Source organism: Kluyvera georgiana (assembly GCF_050990895.1).
Classification (GTDB): Bacteria; Pseudomonadota; Gammaproteobacteria; order Enterobacterales; family Enterobacteriaceae; genus Kluyvera; species Kluyvera georgiana.
Genome location: NZ_CP158865.1, coordinates 4,535,909 through 4,556,161 on the forward strand (window position 1 = coordinate 4,535,909; position 20,253 = coordinate 4,556,161).

Annotated in this window: 17 protein-coding genes; 16 read left to right on the forward strand and 1 reads right to left on the reverse strand. The window is 56.5% G+C overall.

The genetic code is table 11. From position 1 onward, the window contains the following. Positions 1-35 precede the first annotated feature (35 nt). The 4 genes from ABTW00_RS21510 to ABTW00_RS21525 all read left to right on the forward strand — a co-directional run bounded on the left by ABTW00_RS21510 (position 36) and on the right by ABTW00_RS21525 (position 8,482). The gene (locus ABTW00_RS21510) at positions 36-3,365 is read left to right on the forward strand and encodes a retention module-containing protein (RefSeq protein WP_433637520.1); all 3,330 of its coding nucleotides are present in this window, start codon (positions 36-38) and stop codon (positions 3,363-3,365) included. A 129-nt stretch (positions 3,366-3,494) separates the two neighbouring features. Then, a complete protein-coding gene (locus ABTW00_RS21515; RefSeq protein ID WP_064546768.1) occupies positions 3,495-4,847 on the forward strand; it encodes a TolC family outer membrane protein in 1,353 nt (450 codons plus the stop codon). A gap of 97 nt (positions 4,848-4,944) precedes the next feature. Beyond that, positions 4,945-7,131, forward strand: a complete 2,187-nt coding sequence (locus ABTW00_RS21520) for a type I secretion system permease/ATPase (RefSeq protein WP_433637522.1) — start codon at positions 4,945-4,947, stop codon at positions 7,129-7,131. A gap of 16 nt (positions 7,132-7,147) precedes the next feature. Then, the gene (locus tag ABTW00_RS21525; RefSeq protein WP_064546766.1) at positions 7,148-8,482 is read left to right on the forward strand and encodes an HlyD family type I secretion periplasmic adaptor subunit; all 1,335 of its coding nucleotides are present in this window, start codon (positions 7,148-7,150) and stop codon (positions 8,480-8,482) included. A gap of 86 nt (positions 8,483-8,568) precedes the next feature. On the opposite strand, the gene proP is transcribed toward ABTW00_RS21525, so the two are convergent. Then, a complete protein-coding gene (proP, locus tag ABTW00_RS21530) occupies positions 8,569-10,071 on the reverse strand; it encodes a glycine betaine/L-proline transporter ProP (protein ID WP_433637525.1) in 1,503 nt (500 codons plus the stop codon). A 683-nt stretch (positions 10,072-10,754) separates the two neighbouring features. On the opposite strand from proP, the gene kdgT reads away from it, so the two are divergent. The 12 genes from kdgT (at position 10,755) to phnK (ending at position 20,166) form a co-directional block, all read left to right on the forward strand. Beyond that, positions 10,755-11,753, forward strand: a complete 999-nt coding sequence (gene kdgT / locus ABTW00_RS21535; protein WP_065356607.1) for a 2-keto-3-deoxygluconate transporter — start codon at positions 10,755-10,757, stop codon at positions 11,751-11,753. Between the two features lie 170 nt (positions 11,754-11,923). Beyond that, the gene (locus ABTW00_RS21540; protein WP_064546752.1) at positions 11,924-12,259 is read left to right on the forward strand and encodes a zinc ribbon domain-containing protein YjdM; all 336 of its coding nucleotides are present in this window, start codon (positions 11,924-11,926) and stop codon (positions 12,257-12,259) included. 176 nt (positions 12,260-12,435) lie between these two features. Continuing rightward, on the forward strand, positions 12,436-12,882 hold the full coding sequence (gene yjdN, locus ABTW00_RS21545; RefSeq protein WP_065356605.1) for a VOC family metalloprotein YjdN: 447 nt from the start codon (positions 12,436-12,438) through the stop codon (positions 12,880-12,882). A 132-nt stretch (positions 12,883-13,014) separates the two neighbouring features. Continuing rightward, a complete protein-coding gene (gene phnC / locus ABTW00_RS21550; RefSeq protein WP_433637529.1) occupies positions 13,015-13,803 on the forward strand; it encodes a phosphonate ABC transporter ATP-binding protein in 789 nt (262 codons plus the stop codon). Between the two features lie 23 nt (positions 13,804-13,826). Then, positions 13,827-14,843 (forward strand): phosphonate ABC transporter substrate-binding protein, encoded by a 1,017-nt coding sequence (gene phnD, locus ABTW00_RS21555; RefSeq protein ID WP_433637532.1) that lies wholly within the window; start codon positions 13,827-13,829, stop codon positions 14,841-14,843. Positions 14,844-14,944: 101 nt separating this feature from the next. Next, entirely contained in the window at positions 14,945-15,727 is a 783-nt protein-coding gene (gene phnE / locus ABTW00_RS21560) for a phosphonate ABC transporter, permease protein PhnE (RefSeq protein ID WP_433637534.1), read from the forward strand. Positions 15,728-15,747: 20 nt separating this feature from the next. Then, entirely contained in the window at positions 15,748-16,473 is a 726-nt protein-coding gene (gene phnF, locus ABTW00_RS21565; RefSeq protein WP_064546742.1) for a phosphonate metabolism transcriptional regulator PhnF, read from the forward strand. After that, the gene (gene phnG, locus ABTW00_RS21570; RefSeq protein ID WP_433637536.1) at positions 16,474-16,926 is read left to right on the forward strand and encodes a phosphonate C-P lyase system protein PhnG; all 453 of its coding nucleotides are present in this window, start codon (positions 16,474-16,476) and stop codon (positions 16,924-16,926) included. It abuts the gene before it with no gap. Then, positions 16,923-17,507, forward strand: coding sequence for a phosphonate C-P lyase system protein PhnH (phnH, locus tag ABTW00_RS21575; RefSeq protein ID WP_433637539.1), 585 nt, complete (start codon positions 16,923-16,925; stop codon positions 17,505-17,507). The genes phnG and phnH overlap by 4 nt, the downstream gene beginning before the upstream one ends. 1 nt (position 17,508) lies before the next feature. Continuing rightward, positions 17,509-18,573 (forward strand): carbon-phosphorus lyase complex subunit PhnI, encoded by a 1,065-nt coding sequence (locus tag ABTW00_RS21580; RefSeq protein WP_433637541.1) that lies wholly within the window; start codon positions 17,509-17,511, stop codon positions 18,571-18,573. After that, positions 18,566-19,411: an alpha-D-ribose 1-methylphosphonate 5-phosphate C-P-lyase PhnJ gene (gene phnJ, locus ABTW00_RS21585; RefSeq protein WP_433637544.1), complete on the forward strand. Its 846-nt coding sequence runs from the start codon at positions 18,566-18,568 to the stop codon at positions 19,409-19,411. The genes ABTW00_RS21580 and phnJ overlap by 8 nt, the downstream gene beginning before the upstream one ends. Next, a complete protein-coding gene (gene phnK / locus ABTW00_RS21590; RefSeq protein WP_433637546.1) occupies positions 19,408-20,166 on the forward strand; it encodes a phosphonate C-P lyase system protein PhnK in 759 nt (252 codons plus the stop codon). Before phnJ ends, phnK begins: the two co-directional genes overlap by 4 nt. Positions 20,167-20,253: the final 87 nt, after the last annotated feature.

The following is a 20,253-nucleotide window of genomic DNA, read 5'->3' on the forward strand; positions in this document are numbered from 1 at the left end:
TGGAACCGTTCACGTAATATTAAGAGGAGTAAGATATGGCTGATGTAACCGGAATAATAAAAGCGATTATAGGGCAAGCCTTCGCTATTTCACCTGACGGAAGCAGACGCTTACTGGTGGAAGGGGATAAAATCTTTGCCGGTGAACAAATTGCAACAGGTGCCGATGGCGCAGTCACGGTAAGCCTGGCAAATGGCAAAAATCTCGACCTTGGGCGCGATAGCCTTTGGGACAGTACAAGCATTTCCCCTGCCGCTACTCCTGAAACTCCCCCTACTGACGTTGCGGCAATACAGCAGGCAATTGCTGATGGTCAGGACCCGACTCAAATACTTGAAGCCACCGCGGCTGGCCCGCAGACCGTCGTCGAAAGCGGTGGTGCACCCGGCGTCGGCGGCTCACACACGCATGTGATACTGGATCTGACCGGTGAAGTAGTCGACCCTACCGCTGGCTACCCTACGGAAGGCCTGGATTTTCCCGATACGAATATTGAAGAAGAGATCACGATCCTCAACCCCGCTGACAGAACTGTAACCGGGGATGATACCGATGCAGATGCTGACAGCGACTCTGATTCCGACAGCGACTCTGATTCCGACAGCGACTCTGACTCCGACAGCGACTCAGATTCCGACAGCGACTCTGATTCGGATAGCGACTCTGACTCCGACAGCGACTCTGATTCGGATAGCGACTCCGATTCGGATAGCGACTCCGATTCCGACAGCGACTCCGATTCTGACAGTGACTCCGATTCTGACAGTGACTCCGATTCTGATAGCGACTCTGACTCTGACAGCGACTCAGATTCTGACAGTGACTCCGATTCTGACAGTGACTCTGATTCGGACAGCGACTCCGATTCGGACAGCGACTCCGATTCTGACAGCGACTCCGATTCTGACAGTGACTCTGATTCGGACAGTGACTCTGATTCGGACAGCGACTCCGATTCGGACAGCGACTCCGATTCGGACAGCGACTCTGATTCGGATAGCGACTCTGATTCGGATAGCGACTCTGATTCGGACAGCGACTCTGATTCCGACAGTGACTCCGACTCGGACAGCGACTCAGATTCTGACAGCGACTCCGATTCTGACAGCGACTCTGATTCGGACAGCGACTCTGATTCGGATAGCGACTCTGATTCGGACAGCGACTCTGATTCTGACAGCGACTCTGATTCGGACAGCGACTCTGATTCTGACAGTGACTCCGATTCTGACAGCGACTCTGATTCGGACAGCGATTCGGACTCCGACAGTGACTCTGACTCCGACAGTGACTCTGACTCCGACAGTGACTCTGACTCCGACAGTGACTCTGACTCCGACAGTGACTCTGACTCCGACAGTGACTCTGACTCCGACAGTGACTCTGACTCCGACTCCGACAGTGACTCCGACTCGGACAGTGACTCCGATTCTGACAGTGACTCTGATTCGGACAGCGACTCTGATTCGGACAGCGACTCTGATTCGGACAGCGACTCCGATTCTGACAGTGACTCTGATTCGGACAGCGACTCTGATTCGGACAGTGACTCCGATTCAGATAGCGACTCTGACAGCGACTCCGACTCTGACAGCGACTCAGATTCCGACAGCGACTCTGATTCCGACAGCGACTCTGACTCTGACAGCGACTCCGACTCTGACTCTGACAGCGACTCAGATTCCGACAGCGATTCAGACTCGGACTCGGACAGCGACTCCGATTCCGACAGTGACAGCGAAAAAATCACACTCTCCGTCAACGTTACTCCTGGTATACCGTCCGAGATCCCCGGTGAATCAACGGAAGGCAAGGTATTCCAGGTTAACGGAGGCTCTTCAGAACCTTATGGATTTGACGTGGTCGACGGAGTCATTACCGCGATAGGAAGCAGCGTTCGAGTTTGGCTCACTAAGGGAGTTGATCCTGAGCCGACCTGTGATGATCCGTCGCAAATCCAGTATTACACCAGTAAAAACGTGGATGCGACGAAGCTGGATGGCAGCGAAAACTACAGTGATATCTTCGTTATAGGCGCCCACTCAAAGACCACAGACGGAACCAAGCTAGGCGGGGTCGGCGGGGATCAGATCGCTATTGGCGAGAGCGGGTGCAAAGATTACATCTTTTTAGTCGGCAAAGCGGCTGACTATCAATTTAGCGCTACGGAAAAAGATAACGGCCAATTCAACAACCTGACCGCAATCAAAATATTCAGCGCTGATGGTAAAACGCAGCTCATCCCGAATGCCACAAAATTTATCGAAGGCGTCATCTATGGGGATGGTCTCTCCGAGCATCCGGGGCAAACCACGGCGAGCTGGAAGGTCACTCTGGATGTAAACGTCGATCTGGAGAGCGAAAGTGGGACGCAAACCATCACACAAATAACGCTGCATGGGCTACCGAAAGATGCAGTATTCAGTGGTAATGACATGGATCACGTGACCGTCGTGTACAACGAAGACGGCACCTATACGCTGCTCTTTGATGACGGTATTAAGAATTTCAACGGTCAAATCACTATCACCATACCGGATGGCGAAGACACTACGCTCGAACTCGCCATGGATGTAGAAACCTCTGCCGGGCCTTACGAAGGAGATGAGTTCAGCAGCGAAAACGGATACTCCGATACCGCACAATGGGATTACAGCAACGCTGACAACGAAGAACAATCTCCTGACACTCAGGAAATGGATATCGCCATGACAACCATGGCGGCCCCCCCTATCGACGTCGAAACCGAAGAAAACAACAATACCGATGACAACGCCCTGCAATCAGCAGATAGTGGCGACCACGCTGACGATAGTCAGTATGCAGAGGATAGCACCTCAACGGAGCCAACTGATACCGACCAGGAAATGGCAGATAACAGCGAGAGTCCACAGGATACCGATGCAGACAACGTCGATAATCCGCTAGTTGATAGCGACTCGCAGACCCTCGATAACGTCAGTGATGAACCCGATAGCCCAACCACCGACACCGATCTTGTGAACGAGTCAAGTGTCGAAACGGAGCCGAATTCGCTCAGTACGCTATTAGAAAATAGTGATGACACTTCGCTTAATGAAACGGAAACCGCCAGCGAGGAAAGTCACCCCAATGGCGAAAGCAATGAGTCTGGGCAAGAAGCCACCATTATTAGTCAGGATGAACCGTTGTCATTCAGTGATATGATCGACGGTGATAATAAGGATCTCTCCAGCCTCATTCAAACAACGGAGACAACGGAAACGGCAGAAACACCGAATGACGTTGAACATGTTCCCGCAGAAGGCGGCGATACGGATGACAATCAATCCTGGGCCAGCAATGACCCTGATGATTTGATTGCGAAGCCAGAAGTCGAAGCCTGATGCATAACGTCATGGGGCTGTTACCAGCCCCATCTTCGTCAACACCTGGTTGACTTTTTGTCTAATGACATGACCTCTGGTGAATTAAGCCACGAGTCAGGGAAATGAACGTAAGGAAAGGACGTCATGATGAACAAACACATTCGGATATTAACAGGTCTCTCTCTGCCATTACTGTTTGCCAATACGGTTAGCGCAGCTACGCTCGAACAAGCGGTCAAGGACAGCTTACTGTGGCATCCGCAGGTGAGCGCGTCGGTCAACAGTCGCTATTCTGCCGACCAGGATTTGCGCGCGGCCAAGGGCGGGTATCTGCCGACCCTGGATCTGTCTGCTGGCACCGGTTGGGAACAAACCGATAACTCATCGACTCGCGCGGCGGACGATCATCGCCGTAACCTGCACCGCAGTGAGTCAAGCATCAACCTGCGGCAGAACGTGTTTAACGGCTTTGCCACCTCCAGCGAAGTCGCTCGCCAGAAAGCCACCGTTAACTCGCGAGCGTTCTCGGTCATGAACACCAGCGAAGTGACGGCGCTGGATGCAATCCAGAGCTATCTCGACGTGCTGATGCGTCAAAAGATGGTGAAACTGGCGCAGGATAACCTGAAAAGCCACGAACGTATTTTCGATCAGATTCGTTTGCGCACCGAGCAGGGCGTAGGCCGAACCGCCGACTATGAACAGGCGCAGGCTCGTCTCGCGCAGGCGAAAAACAACCTACTGACCGAGCAAACCAACCTCGAGGACGCCCAGGCCAACTACTACAGCGTAGTCGGGAAAGAAGCCACCGGTCTATCGATGCCGATGACCACGAAAATCCCGGCCTCACAGGCCGAAGCGCGTAAGCTGATGCTGGAAAACAGCCCGCTGCTGAAACAGGCGGACTCCGATGTTGAAGCCACCCGTCAGCAGTACGAAGCCGCAAAATCCCGCTTCTATCCGAGCGTCAATATTGACGTTGGCCGCCGCATGGATAACAACGTTGACGGTACCCGCGGTCACGACCAGGAATGGCAGGCCATGGTTCGTATGAACTACAACCTGTTTAACGGCGGCAGCGATCAGGCGCAATTGTCATCCTATGCCTATAAAATGCAGGAAGCGCAGGACGTGAAGCGCAACGCCCTTCGCCAGCTGGATGAAGAGCTGCGGCTGTCGTGGAACGCCTGGCAGAACGCCAAACAGCAGGTGCCGATCGCCAAAGATTATGCCGATCGCAGCGCCGTCGTTCGTACCGCATACCAGGAGCAGTTCAGCATCGGTGAACGTAGCCTGCTGGATATGCTGGACAGCGAAAACGAAGTGTTCAATGCCCAGCGCCGTTACGTTGAGATGCAGTTCACTGAGATGTTCACCACCTACCGTATCAACGCACGCATCGGCGATCTGTTAAAACAGCTGAATATTCAGGCACCGTCTGCCGCGCAGCCGGTCGAGGTACAGCAAACGGCACACAGTAATTTACCTGACCTGAAGTAACTGATTTTGGACCTGCGGGTTATCCCATCTCACGATGGGATAACCCATTATATTCTTTAGCCTTAGCGATTTTTTCGCTGGTATATAAGGTCGGATTATGGCGTCTTATACTGATCCACTTGAGCAAGCAAATACCTCTACTGATGACAACATCAGACTCGACCCACGTCAAAACCATGATGACCCCTTACTCGATTCGCTAATGATTGTGTGCAAACTGCACAACGTCATCACCAGCCGAAATGTATTAACCGCCGGTTTACCGCTTGAAGCGCATCGACTGACCCTGAGCGCTTTTCCGCGAGCCGCTCAGCGAGCGGGGTTAAAAGCGCGTGTGCTACAGAGGCCGCTGGAAAAAATTACCGCCCTCTCGCTACCGGCCATCGTACTGCTCAAAAACGATCAGGCAGCAGTGCTGATCGGCTGGGACGATCAACAGCGCGCCCGCCTGCTGTCCACCGAAACCGAAGGTGGCGAAACGGTGCTTGAGCGCGAAACGCTGGCGGAGAACTACAGCGGGAAAACGATTTTTATTCAGCCGGGACATGAGTTCGGCAGCCAACCCACGGCAACCATTCCTCGCACCAAATCCTGGTTTAAAGACACGCTAAAACTGTCGAAATTCCTCTATCTGGACTCGATAGTCGCCAGTTTTATCATTAACGTGATCGCCATTGCCACCCCGCTGTTCGTCATGAACGTCTACGACCGCGTGGTACCCAATCAGGCAACTGCTACCCTCTGGGTGCTGGCTATCGGCATTTCGATCGCCTTTATTTTTGATTTAATACTGAAGGTATTACGCGGCATCTGCCTCGATCTGGCGGGTAAAAAGACCGATCTTATCGTCTCTGCTGCGCTCTTTGAGCGTCTGCTGGGTATGAAGATGAAAGAGCGCCCGCTGCGGGTCGGCGGCTTTACGCAACATTTCCAGGAATATCAGTCTGTCCGTGATTTTCTCTCTTCACTGACGCTGACGGCACTGATTGACCTCCCATTTACCTTATTGATTTTACTGGTAATTAGCATTATCGGCGGCCCGCTGGCCTTTGTGCCCCTGCTTTGCTATCCGCTGGCATTGCTCGTCAACTGGATGATGCAGCGTCCGCTGCTGGCGCAGGTGCAAAAGACCTATCGCCTTTCCACCGAGCGTCAGGCCATGCTGGTTGAGACCGTCACCGGGCTGGATGCGATTAAGGTCAACAACGCGCAAAGCGAACGCCAGTACCAGTGGGAACAGATTATCGGCCAGCTCAGTAAGCTTGAGCTGCGTGTCAAATCGCTCTCTTACGTGGCGGTTAACTTCACCGCCTGGATTCAGCATATCTCAGGCGTGGTGCTTATTGTCATCGGGGTTTACAGCATTATTGACGGTAATCTCAGTACGGGGGGTCTCATCGCCTGCTACCTGCTCAACCGCCGCGCGATGATGCCGATTGGTCAGCTCTGTAGCCTGATCACCCGCTACCAGCGCGCCAAAATGACTAAAGCGACCATCGATCGCATGATGGATCTGGAGCAAGAGGTCGAAGAAAACGAAGTGCCGCTGAAGCGCGAGACGCTGACTGGCGCCATCGAATTTCGCGATGTCAGCTTCCACTATCCGCAAAACCAGTACCTGTCACTCAACGGTATTTCGTTGAAAATTGAGCCGGGTGAGAAGGTCGGGATTATTGGCCGTAGCGGCTCCGGCAAAAGCTCGCTAGCCAAGCTGCTGGTTGGCTTCTACCAACCCAACGGCGGTACCATCCTGATTGACGGCATCGACGCCCGTCAGCTCGACGTCAATGATGTACGCCACAATATCGGCTACGCGCCGCAGGATATCCACCTGTTCAGCGGCACGCTGCGCGACAACCTGTTAAGCGGCGCCAGCTACGTAGATGAAGAGACCATGCTACGCGCCGCCACGCTGGCAGGCGTGCATGAATTCGCTCGCCGTCATCCGTCCGGCTATAACATGCAGGTTGGCGAGCGCGGGATGAACCTTTCAGGCGGCCAGCGACAGGCCGTGGCGCTAGCCCGCGCGCTGCTGCTCGACCCGCCGGTGCTGCTGATGGATGAGCCAACCAGCTCTATGGATAACACCAGCGAAGACCTGATTAAAAAGGCGCTGGCGCCGATGGTGAGCAACAAAACGCTGCTATTGGTCACCCACCGCGCTTCGCTGCTCACGCTGGTTGACCGACTGATCATCCTCGATAATGGCAAAATCATCGCCGATGGTCCGAAAGAAAGCGTGATGAACGCACTGAAGAAAGGACAAATTCATGCGCAACGCTAACCGACTTACCCGCCTGATGAAGTGGTTGTTTGGCGACAAAAACGCGTCAACGCTCACTGCTAACGAGGTGAACAAGGCGCTCATTGATGACTCCCCGCGCGTAGTACGCATCACCCTGTGGGCTATTCTCGGCTTCTTTATCATCATGATTGCCTGGGCATCACTGGCCGATATTGATGAAGTTACGCGTGGTGACGGCAAAGCGATTCCCTCCTCGCGCCTGCAAAAAATCCAGAACCTGGAGGGCGGTATTGTCGCCGAGGTATTTGTGCACGAAGGTGAAGTGGTAAAAGCCGGCGCGCCGCTGCTGCGTCTGGACGATACCCGTTTTCGCTCTAACGCTGGCGAGTCCGAGGCCGATCGTCTGGCGCTGGAGGCGCGCATTCAGCGTTTGACAGCGCAGTTGGATAATAAAGAAACCCTCACCCTGTCGCCGGAAATCCTCAATAAAACGCCGGATATCGCCAACGGCGAAATGGAACTGTTCGCCAGCGTCAATAAGCGCATTCAGAGCGAACTGTCCGGGCTGAACGAACAGCTGGTGCAGAAGAAACAGGAGCTGTTGGACTATCAGGCAAAAGGCGCACAGTACCGCCGCAGCCTGGGTCTGTTGCAGCAGGAAATCAGCATGTCTGAGCCACTGGTTGCCAAGGGGGCGATTTCCAAAGTAGAGGTTCTGCGTCTGCGCCGTTCTGAAGTCGAAACCCGCGGACAGCTTGAGTCCGTGACGCTGGCCGTCCCCAGAGCCGAAGCGGCGATCAAAGAGATTGAGAGCAAAATCAACGAGACGCGTGGCCGCTATCGCAGCGAAGCGCTGTCGCAGCTCAATGAGGCACGTACCGAGCTCAGTAAAATCGAGGCTTCCGGTAAGGCCATTGAAGACCGGGTTAACCGTACGCTGGTGACTTCGCCGGTACGCGGTATCGTGCAACAGCTGATGGTCAACACCATCGGCGGCGTCATCCAGCCGGGGAACGACCTGGTGGAAATCGTGCCGCTGGACGATACGCTGCTGGTCGAAGCGAAAATCCGCCCACAGGACATTGCATTCTTACGCCCCGGGCAGGAGGCGATGGTCAAATTCACCGCCTATGACTACACCATCTACGGCGGCCTGAAGGCCAAGCTGGAACAGATAAGCCCCGATACGGTCACTGACAAAGACGGTAAGAGTTTCTATGTCATCCGTCTGCGCACCGAAAAAAACCACCTGGGCAGCGACGAGAAGCCGCTGATTATTATCCCGGGGATGGTGGCGTCGGTGGATATCATTACCGGTAAGAAAACCATTCTCTCCTACCTGCTGAAGCCAATTCTGCGCGCAAGAGCAGAAGCGTTCCGCGAGCGTTAAGCATAAAAAAACCCGGCGTACTGCTGTACGTCCGGGTTATCGCTCGTTAAGTCGGTCGGCGCCACCGTCCTGCAGCGCGGAAGACGTTACTCGTTAATCTTCGGATGCTGCATCACCAGCTGCGAACGTTTCTCCTGCAGCGCGGCAATTTCCGCATCGATATCTTCAATCTTGTGCTCAATATGGTCGTGATGCTCCTGAAGAATCTCACGCGCTTCCTCAATGTCCGATGCCGCAGGCGTCGCGCCCTTCAGCGGACGGTTGGCGGTCTCTTTCATCATCACGCCGGTAATCAGGCCAATCACCGCAATCACCATCAGATAGTAAGCCGGCATCATCAGGTTCTGCGTCGACTCCACCAGCCAGGCCGCCAGCGTAGGCGTCAGACCCGCCACCAGCACCGAGATGTTAAAGGCGCTGGCCAGCGCGCTGTAGCGGATGTGGGTTGGGAACATCGCCGGTAACGACGACGCCATCACCCCGGTGAAGCAGTTCAGAATCACCGCGAGCAGCAGCAGGCCGGAGAAAATCAGGCCAATGGAGTTGCTGTTAATCAGGATAAATGCCGGAATCGAGAACACCAGCAACGCCACGCTACCCACCACGACAAATGGGCGACGGCCAAAGCGGTCGCTCAGCAGCCCCATCACCGGCTGCACGAACAGCATACCGATCATAATGGCGATAATAATCAGCACCCCGTGGTCTTCCGAGTAGTGCAGGTTATGCGACAGGTAGCTCGGCATGTAGGTCAACAGCATGTAATAGGTGACGTTGGTGGAGATAACCAGACCGATACAGGCCAGCAGGCTACGCCAGTGCTTGGTGGCAATTTCTTTGAACGAGACTTTCGGCCCGTCCTGTAAGCCCTGACGGTCGCCCTGCTCCAGCTTATCCACGTGCTGCTGGAACGCTGGCGTCTCTTCCAGCGCATGACGCAGGTAGAGACCGATAATCCCCAGCGGCAGCGCGACGAAGAACGGAATACGCCAGCCCCACTCGAGGAAGTTCGCTTCACCCACTGCCGTCGAGAGCAGAACCACCAGCCCTGCGCCCATCACAAACCCGGCGATAGAACCAAAGTCCAGCCAGCTGCCCATAAAGCCGCGCTTACGGTCAGGCGAGTATTCCGCTACAAAGATTGATGCCCCGGTATATTCGCCCCCCACAGAGAACCCCTGCGCCATTTTACACAGCAGCAGCAACACCGGCGCCCAGATACCAATGGTCTCATACGACGGAATAAGGCCAATACAGAATGTACTGAGCGACATAATAATAATGGTGATAGACAGAATCTTCTGTCGACCGTATTTATCACCCAGCATCCCGAAGAACAAACCGCCCAACGGACGAATCAGGAAGGGAACAGAGAAGGTCCCCAGCGCGGCAATCATCTGCACGCTTGGGTTAGCGTCCGGGAAGAAGACTTTACCCAGCGCATAGGCCACAAATCCATAAACCCCGAAATCGAACCACTCCATCGCGTTGCCCAACGAGGCAGCGGTGATTGCTTTGCGTAGTTTGGCATCGTCGATAATGGTGACGTCACGTAGCGTGATCGGTTTTACTTTTTTCCTTCTAAGCATGGTTTTCCTCGTTCAATTTCGCCTTGAACGCACACCCTGTGGGGGCAAACGGCAAGGCGTTTGCGAAGGTGCGTAAAGGGAACCGTGGCAAGTCTGGTTCCGTTTATCCAAGCGTAGCAGGTTTGCATGTCGGCGTTAGAGTATGTTCTCCGACAATCAAACCTGTTGGGCCTGATGGCGAGTCAGTTAATCAGGTGCCTCTCGAAAAATATCCCGCAGAGAGGCAATCCTATTTACCCTAACAGCGATTAATATTGTGATCAACTTAACAAAAGAGTGACACCCGCCACAACGGCGAAATATTTCGCTCACCTTCTCCTTGCCGATTATCGCCTCACCAGTGGAAAAACCTGGCAAACCGCCTCCTTTTCCCCCTCATTTAAGAAAAAAAATATTTCAGAATATTTCACAAAGAATTCACAGCCCAATTCAATTTCACCATAGCGCATTTCTCATTTATGAAATGTGTGATCTATATAACTAAAACGTCGTTTTATTTTCATTGAATCAGCATTCCAGTAAATGCATTATAGCGTCCGAAACAACTTTAAACATGCCAGAAAACATCTTCTTATCCGGAGTGCGCTGGCATGGAAACACCAGACGATATCAACGTAAATAACTGAAATTATTATACTTAATCTCTTCTGCCGTCAGAAGGCGGTACGAGGCGAGGATGCCAGATGAAAATTAAAGCGACAATGGAACGAATCCCAGGCGGGATGATGCTTATCCCGTTACTGTTAGGCGCGGTATTAAATACCTTTGCACCGAGCACCGGCGAATATTTCGGATCTTTCACCAAAGGTATGATCGGCGGAACGGTGCCCATTCTGGCCGTCTGGTTCTTCTGCATTGGGGCATCCATTGATTTACGCGCCACCGGCACGGTATTACGTAAATCCGGTACGCTGGTACTGACCAAAATCGCCGTGGCATGGGTTGTGGCAATGATTGCCGCCATGTTCATTCCGGATACGGGTATTCAGACCGGTTTCTTCGCCGGACTTTCCGTTCTGGCGATCGTCTCTGCGATGGATATGACCAACGGCGGCCTGTATGCCAGCCTGATGAACCAATATGGCACGAAGGAAGAGTCAGGCGCTTTCGTCCTGATGTCGCTGGAATCCGGCCCGCTGATGACGATGGTCATCCTCGGTTCTGCAGGCCTTGCGTCTTTCGAACCGCACCATTTTATCGGCGCCGTCCTGCCGTTCCTGATTGGTTTCACCCTCGGCAACCTGGACCACGACCTGCGTACTTTCTTCAGCAAAGCGACGCCGGTACTGATTCCGTTCTTCGGTTTTGCGCTGGGTAATACCATCAACCTGAGCGTGATTCTCGACACCGGCCTGCTGGGTATCGTACTGGGTGTTGCCGTCATCGTTATCACCGGTATTCCGCTGATTATCGCTGACCGCGTCATCGGTGGCGGTAACGGCACCGCAGGCGTCGCCGCCTCTTCCGCAGCGGGCGCTGCCGTGGCAAACCCGGTGATTATTGCGCAGATTAACCCCTCGTTCGCCCCGGTAGCCGCCTCCGCGACGGCGCTGGTTGCCGCCAGCGTGATTGTCACCGCGATTCTGGTGCCGATTATTACCGCGCTGTATGCGAAACGTTATGGCGCGCCAAAATCGGCAGACGCCGAAACACAGGTGATACCGGAGTCCGCGCACCACTAATCGGTTCCCTCTCCCCGCTGGGGAGAGGGATAATTTCCCCACCATTCCTCATCCCGTCCGGGATAACACCGACAAATGCAGGGTTTTATTGTATAATCAGGGCTATTTTCGGCGATTTGCCGTTTTTTCAGGCCCTTGCCTTTCGCACTGCACTTTTGAGGAAACACTCCATGTCATTACCCCATTGCCCACAATGCAACTCCGAATACACCTACGAAGACAACGGCATGTTCATCTGCCCGGAATGCGCGCATGAGTGGAACGATGCTGAACCCGCACAAGACAGCGACGCGCTGATCGTCAAAGACGCTAACGGCAACCTGCTGGCCGACGGCGACAGCGTCACCGTCGTCAAAGACCTGAAGGTCAAAGGCAGCTCTTCCATGTTGAAGATCGGCACCAAAGTGAAAAACATCCGCCTGGTCGAAGGCGATCACAACATCGATTGCAAAATCGACGGTTTCGGCCCGATGAAGCTGAAATCTGAGTTTGTGAAAAAGAACTGATTGAACCTGTAGCATTGCCGGATGGCGATGCTACGCATCTTATCCGGCCTACAAATTGCGCTGTCCCGTAGGCCGGATAAGCGAAGCGCCATCCGGCAATACGCCCCCGCCACGCTTCGCTCCCTGTACCGACACGCACTACACTTAACTGGCTACTCTTACCTGAGGTAACGATCATGCCGTTAAGTCCCTATCTCGCCTTTTCCGGCAACTGCGCCGATGCCATTGCCTACTATCAGCAGGCGCTGGGTGCGGAACTGCGCTACAAAATCACCTTCGGCGAAATGCCGCCCTCCGCGATGGATGACGAAGGCGGTTGCCCCTCCGGCCTGAAGTTCCCCGACAGCGCCATTGCTCACGCCAACGTCCACATCGCGGGCAGCGACATTATGATGAGCGACGGCGTCTCACCCGACGACGCCCACTACGCGGGCTTCACGCTGGTGCTCGACACCCAGGACGTTAAAGAAGGCAAACGCTGGTTCGATAATCTCGCCGCCAACGGCAAGGTGGAAATGCCGTGGCAGGAGACCTTCTGGGCACACGGTTTTGGCCGCGTGATCGACCGGTACGGCGTACCGTGGATGATTAACGTGGTCAAACAACAGGAGCCAACGCTCTGACAACGCGGGAGGCCACGGCCTCCCGTACTGTCATCAAATCCCTGTCAATTATTCATCATCGAGTCATCCCGTCTTAACCCAAATGTCACATGAGTTCGCCACGATGGGGCCACCTTTTTTGAGGGTCCCAATATGCAAACCATTATTCGCGTTGAAAAGCTCAACAAGACGTTCAATCAGCATCAGGTACTGCACGCTATTGATTTGAACGTCCACGCCGGTGAGATGGTGGCTCTGCTTGGCCCGTCCGGTTCTGGCAAATCCACCCTTTTACGTCACCTTAGCGGCCTCATCGTCGGCGATAAAACGCCGGAGTGTCGTATCGAACTGCTGGGCAATACCGTACAGCAGGCGGGCCGTCTGGCGCGCGACATCCGCAAGAGCCGTGCTCAAACCGGCTACATCTTCCAGCAGTTCAATCTCGTTAACCGTCTGAGCGTACTGGAGAACGTGCTGATTGGCGCGCTCGGCAGCACGCCCTTCTGGCGTACCTGCTTTAGCTGGTTCACCCGCGAGCAGAAACAGCGCGCCCTACAGGCATTAACCCGCGTCGGCATGGCGCACATGGCTCATCAGCGCGTGTCGACGTTATCTGGCGGCCAGCAGCAGCGCGTGGCCATTGCCCGTGCGTTGATGCAGCAGGCAAAAGTCATTCTCGCCGATGAACCTATCGCCTCGTTGGATCCTGAATCGGCGCGCATCGTTATGGACACGCTGCGCGATATTAACCAGACCGACGGCATCACCGTGGTGGTGACGCTGCATCAGGTCGACTATGCGCTGCGCTACTGCGAACGCATCGTCGCGCTGCGCCAGGGACAGGTGTTCTACGACGGCAGCAGCCAGCAGTTTGATAACGAACGTTTTGACCATCTCTACCGCAGCATAATTCGCGTCGAACAGAACGCGCAGGCTGCTTAACGTCCCCACAATGAGGAATGGAAATGAGTTATAAAGCCGTTGCCGCGCTGGCCTTTACCAGCATGTTTAGCCTCAGCACACTACTCAGCCCCGTACACGCGGAAGAACAGGAAAAAGCGCTGAACTTCGGCATTATTTCGACGGAATCACAGCAGAACTTAAAGCCACAGTGGGAACCGTTCCTGAAGGACATGGAAAAGTCGCTGGGCGTGAAAGTGAACGCTTTTTTCGCCCCGGACTATGCGGGAATTATTCAGGGCATGCGCTTCAATAAAGTCGACATCGCCTGGTACGGCAACCTCTCCGCCATGGAAGCGGTGGATCGCGCCAACGGTCAGGTGTTCGCCCAGACCGTCGCCGCCGACGGCGCACCGGGCTACTGGAGCGTGCTGATCGTCAACAAAGACAGCCCGATCAACAACCTCAACGAGCTGCTCGCCAAACGCAAAGAGCTGACCTTCGGCAACGGTGACCCGAACTCCACCTCCGGTTTCCTCGTCCCGGGCTACTACGTCTTCGCCAAAAACAACGCTTCCGCCAGCGACTTCAAGCGCACGGTTAACGCCAGCCATGAAACCAACGCCCTGGCCGTCGCCAACAAGCAGGTGGATGTCGCCACCAACAACACCGAAAACCTCGACAAGCTGAAGGTCTCCGCGCCGGACAAGCTGAAACAGCTGAAGGTTATCTGGAAATCGCCGCTGATCCCCGGTGACCCGATTGTGTGGCGTAAAAACCTGTCTGAATCCACCAAGGACAAGGTGTACAGCTTCTTTATGAACTACGGCAAAACACCGGAAGAGAAAGCGGTGCTGGAACGTCTGGGCTGGGCGCCGTTCCGCGCTTCCAGCGATCTCCAGCTGCTGCCGATTCGCCAGTTGACCCTGTTTAAAGAGATGCAGACGGTGAAGAGCAACGACACGCTGAACGCCGCAGATAAAGCCACGAAGACCGCCGAGATTCAGGCGCGGCTGAACGACCTTGACCGTACCTCGGCGGCGATTGGCGCGATGACGTCGGTGACCAAAGCGGTGCAGTAACCCTGGTGCCCGGTGGCGCTTCGCTTACCGGGCCTACGATGGTAGGCCGGATAAGGCGCTTGCGCCGCCATCCGGCAATAACACACGCACGGAGCCCAACCATGCAACACACCATCACCGTTCCCCCGCCCAAGCGCAGCTGGTTCTCGCTGATTAGCTGGGCCATCCTGCTGGCGGTGCTCGTCGTCTCCTGGAAAGGGGCGGAAATGAACCCGGTCACCCTGTTCACCGACGCGGGCAACATGGCGACCTTCGCCGCCGACTTCTTCCCGCCGGATTTCAGCCAGTGGCAGGACTATCTCAGCGAGATGGCCGTGACCCTGCAAATCGCCGTCTGGGGCACCGCGCTGGCGGTGGTGCTCTCCATCCCCTGCGGCCTGATGAGCGCCGAAAACCTGGTCCCGTGGTGGGTCTACCAGCCGATGCGTCGCCTGATGGACGCCTGTCGCGCCATTAACGAAATGGTCTTCGCCATGCTGTTCGTCGTTGCCGTCGGCCTGGGCCCGTTTGCCGGGGTGCTGGCGCTGTTTATTCACACCACTGGCGTGCTCTCCAAGCTGCTTTCCGAAGCGGTAGAAGCCATTGAACCCGGCCCGGTTGAAGGCATTCGCGCCACGGGCGCCAACAAAATCGAAGAGATCCTCTACTGCGTGCTGCCGCAGGTAATGCCGCTTCTCATCTCCTACTCGCTCTACCGCTTCGAGTCCAACGTCCGTTCCGCCACGGTGGTCGGGATGGTGGGCGCAGGCGGCATTGGCGTAACGCTGTGGGAGGCTATTCGCGGTTTCCAGTTCCAGCAAACCTGTGCGCTGATGATTCTTATCATCGTCACCGTCAGCCTGCTGGATTTCCTCTCCCAGCGTTTGCGTAAGCACTTCATCTGATTAGCGAGGTCTTGTTGACTATGCACCTGTCTACACATCCGACCAGTTATCCAACGCGTTATCAAGAGATTGCAGCTCGCCTGGAGCAAGAGCTGCGCCAGAACTACCGCTGCGGCGACTACCTGCCCGCCGAGCACCAGCTGGCGGCGCGTTTTGAAGTAAACCGTCACACCCTGCGTCGCGCCATCGATCAGCTGGTCGAGAAAGGCTGGGTTCAGCGCCGCCAGGGAATTGGCGTGCTGGTGCTGATGCGCCCGTTCGACTACCCGCTGAACGCCCAGACGCGCTTTAGCCAGAACTTGCTCGACCAGGGCAGCCATCCCACCAGCGAGAAGCTGCTGTCGGTGCTGCGCCCGGCCTCCGGCCATATTGCCGAAGCGCTGGGAATTCGCGAGGGCGACAACGTCATTCATCTGCGCACCCTGCGTCGGGTCAACGGCGTGGCGCTGTGCCTTATCGACCACTACTTTGCCGACCTTCAACTTTGGCCCCAGTTGCAAAGCTTTAGCAGCGGCTCGCTGCACGACTTTCTGCGCGAGCAAACCGGCATTGTGCTCAAACGTAGCCAGACCCGCATCAGCGCACGTCGGGCACAGGCCAAAGAGAGCCAGCGCTTAGAAATTCCCAACATGGCGCCCCTGCTGTGCGTGCGCACCCTGAACCACCGTGAAGGCGATGACCAGGTGATGGAGTACTCCGTCAGCCTGACCCGCGCCGACATGATCGAATTTATTATGGAGCACTGAATGCACCTCGATACCGCAACCCGTCAGCGCTGGATGTCGGTGCTGTCCCACAGCGACCCCGCCAATCTTGCGGAAAAAATGGTCGCGCTGAACATTATCGCCGACTACAAGACGATTCGCGCCCCGGAAACCGGCCTGGTCCAGCTTCAGGGCCGCATGGGCGGCACCGGCGAACGCTTCTTTGCCGGTGACGCCACGCTAACCCGCGCTGCCGTGCGCTTGAGCAACGGAACCGTGGGCTACAGCTGGGTGCTGGGGCGCGATAAAGCCCACGCCGAGCGCTGCGCGCTGATTGATGCGCTGATGCAGCAGCCCATCCATTTTCAAACCTTACTAGAAACCCTGATTACCCCGCTGGAAGCCGACCGTACCGCGCGCATTGCCGCACGCCAGGCTGAAATTAACGCCAGCCGGGTCGACTTCTTTACGCTGGTTCGCGGAGATAACGCATGACCCTGGAAACCGCTTTTACCCTTCCCGTGCAGGATGCCCAGCACAGCTTTCGTCGCCTGTTAAAAGCCATGAGCGAACCGGGGATGATCGTCGCGCTGCATCAGCTCAAGCACGGCTGGCAGCCGCTGAACGTCGCCACCACCAGCGTGCTGCTGACCCTTGCCGACAACGACACGCCGGTGTGGCTATCCCACGCGCTGCACAACGATATCGTCAGCCAGAGCCTGCGCTTTCACACCAACGCGCCGCTGGTTGAGCAGCCGCAGCAGGCAACCTTCGCCGTCTCAAGCGACACCATCAGCAGCGAGCAGTTGAACGCCCTGTGCGAAGGCAGCGCGATAGCGCCGGAAACCAGCGCCACGCTGATTGTGCAGGTCCCAAGTCTCAGCGGTGGGCGCATGCTGCGCCTGACCGGTGCGGGCATCGCCGAAGAACGGATGATCGCGCCACAGCTGCCGAGCTGCATTCTGCATGAACTGACCGAACGCCCGCACCCGTTCCCGCTCGGCGTAGATCTGATCCTCACCTGCGGCGAGCGTCTGCTGGCCATTCCGCGTACCACTCACGTCGAGGTTTGCTGATATGTACGTTGCCGTCAAAGGGGGCGAGAAGGCGATAGCCGCCGCCCACGCGCTACAGGAACATCGACGTCGGGGCGACACCGCGCTGCCGGAGCTCAGCGTCGCCCAGATTGAACAGCAGCTTAACCTGGCGGTGGACCGGGTGATGACCGAAGGCGGCATCGCCGACCGCGAGCTGGCGGCGCTGGCGCTAAAGCAGGCGAGCGGCGACAACGTTGAAGCCATTTTCCTGCTGCGCGCCTACCGCACTACGCTGGCGAAACTGGCGGTGAGCGAGCCCCTGGAGACGAGTCATATGCGCCTGGAACGCCGTATTTCCGCCGTCTACAAAGACGTACCGGGCGGCCAGCTGCTCGGCCCAACCTACGACTACACCCACCGTCTGCTGGATTTTACCCTGCTGGCAAACGGCGAAGCCCCGTCCCTGCAAACCGATGATGGCGAGCCGACGCCCGCGCCGCACGTCTTTAGCCTGCTGGCAAGCCAGGGACTGGCAAAGACGGAAGAGGACAGCGGCGCGACGCTGGACGATATCACCCGCACGCCGCCGGTCTACCCCTGCTCGCGCTCCTCACGTCTCCAGCAGCTCATGCGCGGCGACGAAGGCTATTTGCTGGCGCTGGCCTACTCCACCCAGCGCGGCTACGGGCGCAACCACCCGTTTGCTGGCGAGATTCGCAGCGGCTATATCGACGTTTCAATCGTGCCTGAAGAGCTGGGTTTTGCGGTAAATGTCGGTGAACTGTTGATGACGGAATGCGAAATGGTCAACGGCTTCGTCGACCTGGCTGACGAGCCGCCGCACTTCACCCGCGGCTACGGGCTGGTCTTCGGCATGAGCGAGCGCAAGGCGATGGCGATGGCGCTGGTCGACCGCGCGTTGCAGGCCCCGGAGTATGACGAGCACGCCGTCGGCCCGGCGCAGGACGAAGAGTTTGTCCTCGCCCACGCCGATAACGTCGAAGCCGCCGGTTTCGTCTCGCACCTCAAACTCCCCCACTACGTCGATTTCCAGGCCGAACTGGAACTGTTGAAACGCCTGCAACGGGAGCAGAAAAATGGCTAATCTCAGCGGCTATAACTTTGCCTACCTCGATGAACAGACCAAGCGCATGATCCGTCGCGCCATCCTCAAAGCGGTGGCGATCCCCGGCTATCAGGTGCCGTTCGGCGGCCGCGAAATGCCGATGCCGTACGGCTGGGGCACCGGCGGGATCCAGCTTACCGCCAGCGTGATTGGCGAAGCGGACGTGCTGAAGGTGATTGACCAGGGTGCGGATGACACCACCAACGCCGTCTCCATCCGCCAGTTCTTCCAGCGCGTGACCGGGGTGAACACCACCGAGCGCACCGAAGACGCCACCTTGATCCAGACGCGCCACCGGATCCCGGAGACGCCGCTGACTGAGGATCAGATCCTGATCTTCCAGGTGCCGATCCCCGAGCCGCTGCGCTTTATCGAACCGCGCGAAACGGAGACCCGCACCATGCACGCGCTGGAAGAGTACGGCGTGATGCAGGTGAAGCTGTATGAAGATATCGCCCGCTTCGGCCATATCGCCACCACCTACGCCTACCCGGTAAAGGTCAACGGTCGCTACGTGATGGACCCGTCGCCGATCCCAAAATTCGATAACCCGAAGATGGACATGATGCCCGCGCTACAGCTGTTCGGCGCCGGGCGCGAGAAGCGCATCTACGCCGTGCCGCCGTTTACCCGCGTGGAAAGCCTCGATTTTGACGACCATCCGTTCACCATCCAGAGCTGGGACGAACCGTGCGCCATCTGCGGGTCGCAGCACAGCTATCTTGATGAAGTGGTGCTGGATGACAGCGGCAAGCGGATGTTTGTCTGCTCCGATACCGATTTCTGCCGCCAACAGAGCGAGGCAAAAAACGCATGATGCAACCATTACTCTCCGTTGACCGTCTGACCCATCTCTACGCGCCGGGCAAGGGGTTCTGCAACGTCTCCTTTGATTTATGGCCGGGTGAAGTGCTGGGCATCGTCGGCGAATCCGGCTCCGGTAAAACCACGCTGCTGAAATCCATTTCGGCGCGCCTGACGCAGCAGGAAGGGGAAATTCGCTATCAGGACCGTTCGCTGTACGCGATGACCGAGGCCGACCGCCGCCGTCTGCTGCGCACCGAATGGGGCGTGGTGCATCAACATCCGATGGACGGCCTGCGTCGTCAGGTGTCGGCGGGCGGCAATATCGGCGAACGGCTGATGGCCACCGGCGCGCGCCATTACGGCGATATCCGCGCTACCGCCCAGCGCTGGCTGGAGGAAGTGGAGATCCCTGCGTCGCGTATCGACGACCTGCCAACCACGTTTTCCGGCGGGATGCAGCAGCGTCTGCAGATTGCCCGCAACCTCGTCACCCACCCAAAGCTGGTGTTTATGGATGAGCCCACCGGCGGGCTGGACGTGTCGGTGCAGGCACGCCTGCTCGACCTGCTGCGCGGCCTGGTGGTGGAGCTGAACCTGGCGGTGGTGATTGTCACCCATGATTTGGGCGTCGCGCGTCTGCTCGCCGACCGCCTGCTGGTGATGAAACAGGGTCAGGTGGTGGAAAGTGGGCTGACCGATCGGGTGCTCGACGATCCGCATCATCCGTATACCCAGCTGTTGGTGTCGTCGGTGTTGCAGAATTAATTATCGAGCAGCGAATTGCCGGATGGCGGCTGCGCCTTATCCGGCCTACGGTTCGGCATCGCTTGTAGGCCTGATAAGCGAAGCGCC

What these genes read in the sequence shown, in the direction of transcription:
- ABTW00_RS21515 (WP_064546768.1), top strand. Translation starts at nt 3,495, where the DNA reads ATGAACAAACACATTCGGATATTAACAGGTCTCTCTCTGCCATTACTG.
- phnE (WP_433637534.1), top strand. Translation starts at nt 14,945, where the DNA reads ATGCAACACACCATCACCGTTCCCCCGCCCAAGCGCAGCTGGTTCTCG.
- phnH (WP_433637539.1), top strand. Translation starts at nt 16,923, where the DNA reads ATGACCCTGGAAACCGCTTTTACCCTTCCCGTGCAGGATGCCCAGCAC.
- phnG (WP_433637536.1), top strand. Translation starts at nt 16,474, where the DNA reads ATGCACCTCGATACCGCAACCCGTCAGCGCTGGATGTCGGTGCTGTCC.
- ABTW00_RS21510 (WP_433637520.1), top strand. Translation starts at nt 36, where the DNA reads ATGGCTGATGTAACCGGAATAATAAAAGCGATTATAGGGCAAGCCTTC.
- phnJ (WP_433637544.1), top strand. Translation starts at nt 18,566, where the DNA reads ATGGCTAATCTCAGCGGCTATAACTTTGCCTACCTCGATGAACAGACC.
- ABTW00_RS21520 (WP_433637522.1), top strand. Translation starts at nt 4,945, where the DNA reads ATGGCGTCTTATACTGATCCACTTGAGCAAGCAAATACCTCTACTGAT.
- proP (WP_433637525.1), bottom strand. Translation starts at nt 10,071, where the DNA reads ATGCTTAGAAGGAAAAAAGTAAAACCGATCACGCTACGTGACGTCACC.
- yjdN (WP_065356605.1), top strand. Translation starts at nt 12,436, where the DNA reads ATGCCGTTAAGTCCCTATCTCGCCTTTTCCGGCAACTGCGCCGATGCC.
- ABTW00_RS21525 (WP_064546766.1), top strand. Translation starts at nt 7,148, where the DNA reads ATGAAGTGGTTGTTTGGCGACAAAAACGCGTCAACGCTCACTGCTAAC.
- phnK (WP_433637546.1), top strand. Translation starts at nt 19,408, where the DNA reads ATGATGCAACCATTACTCTCCGTTGACCGTCTGACCCATCTCTACGCG.
- ABTW00_RS21580 (WP_433637541.1), top strand. Translation starts at nt 17,509, where the DNA reads ATGTACGTTGCCGTCAAAGGGGGCGAGAAGGCGATAGCCGCCGCCCAC.
- kdgT (WP_065356607.1), top strand. Translation starts at nt 10,755, where the DNA reads ATGAAAATTAAAGCGACAATGGAACGAATCCCAGGCGGGATGATGCTT.
- phnC (WP_433637529.1), top strand. Translation starts at nt 13,015, where the DNA reads ATGCAAACCATTATTCGCGTTGAAAAGCTCAACAAGACGTTCAATCAG.
- phnD (WP_433637532.1), top strand. Translation starts at nt 13,827, where the DNA reads ATGAGTTATAAAGCCGTTGCCGCGCTGGCCTTTACCAGCATGTTTAGC.
- phnF (WP_064546742.1), top strand. Translation starts at nt 15,748, where the DNA reads ATGCACCTGTCTACACATCCGACCAGTTATCCAACGCGTTATCAAGAG.
- ABTW00_RS21540 (WP_064546752.1), top strand. Translation starts at nt 11,924, where the DNA reads ATGTCATTACCCCATTGCCCACAATGCAACTCCGAATACACCTACGAA.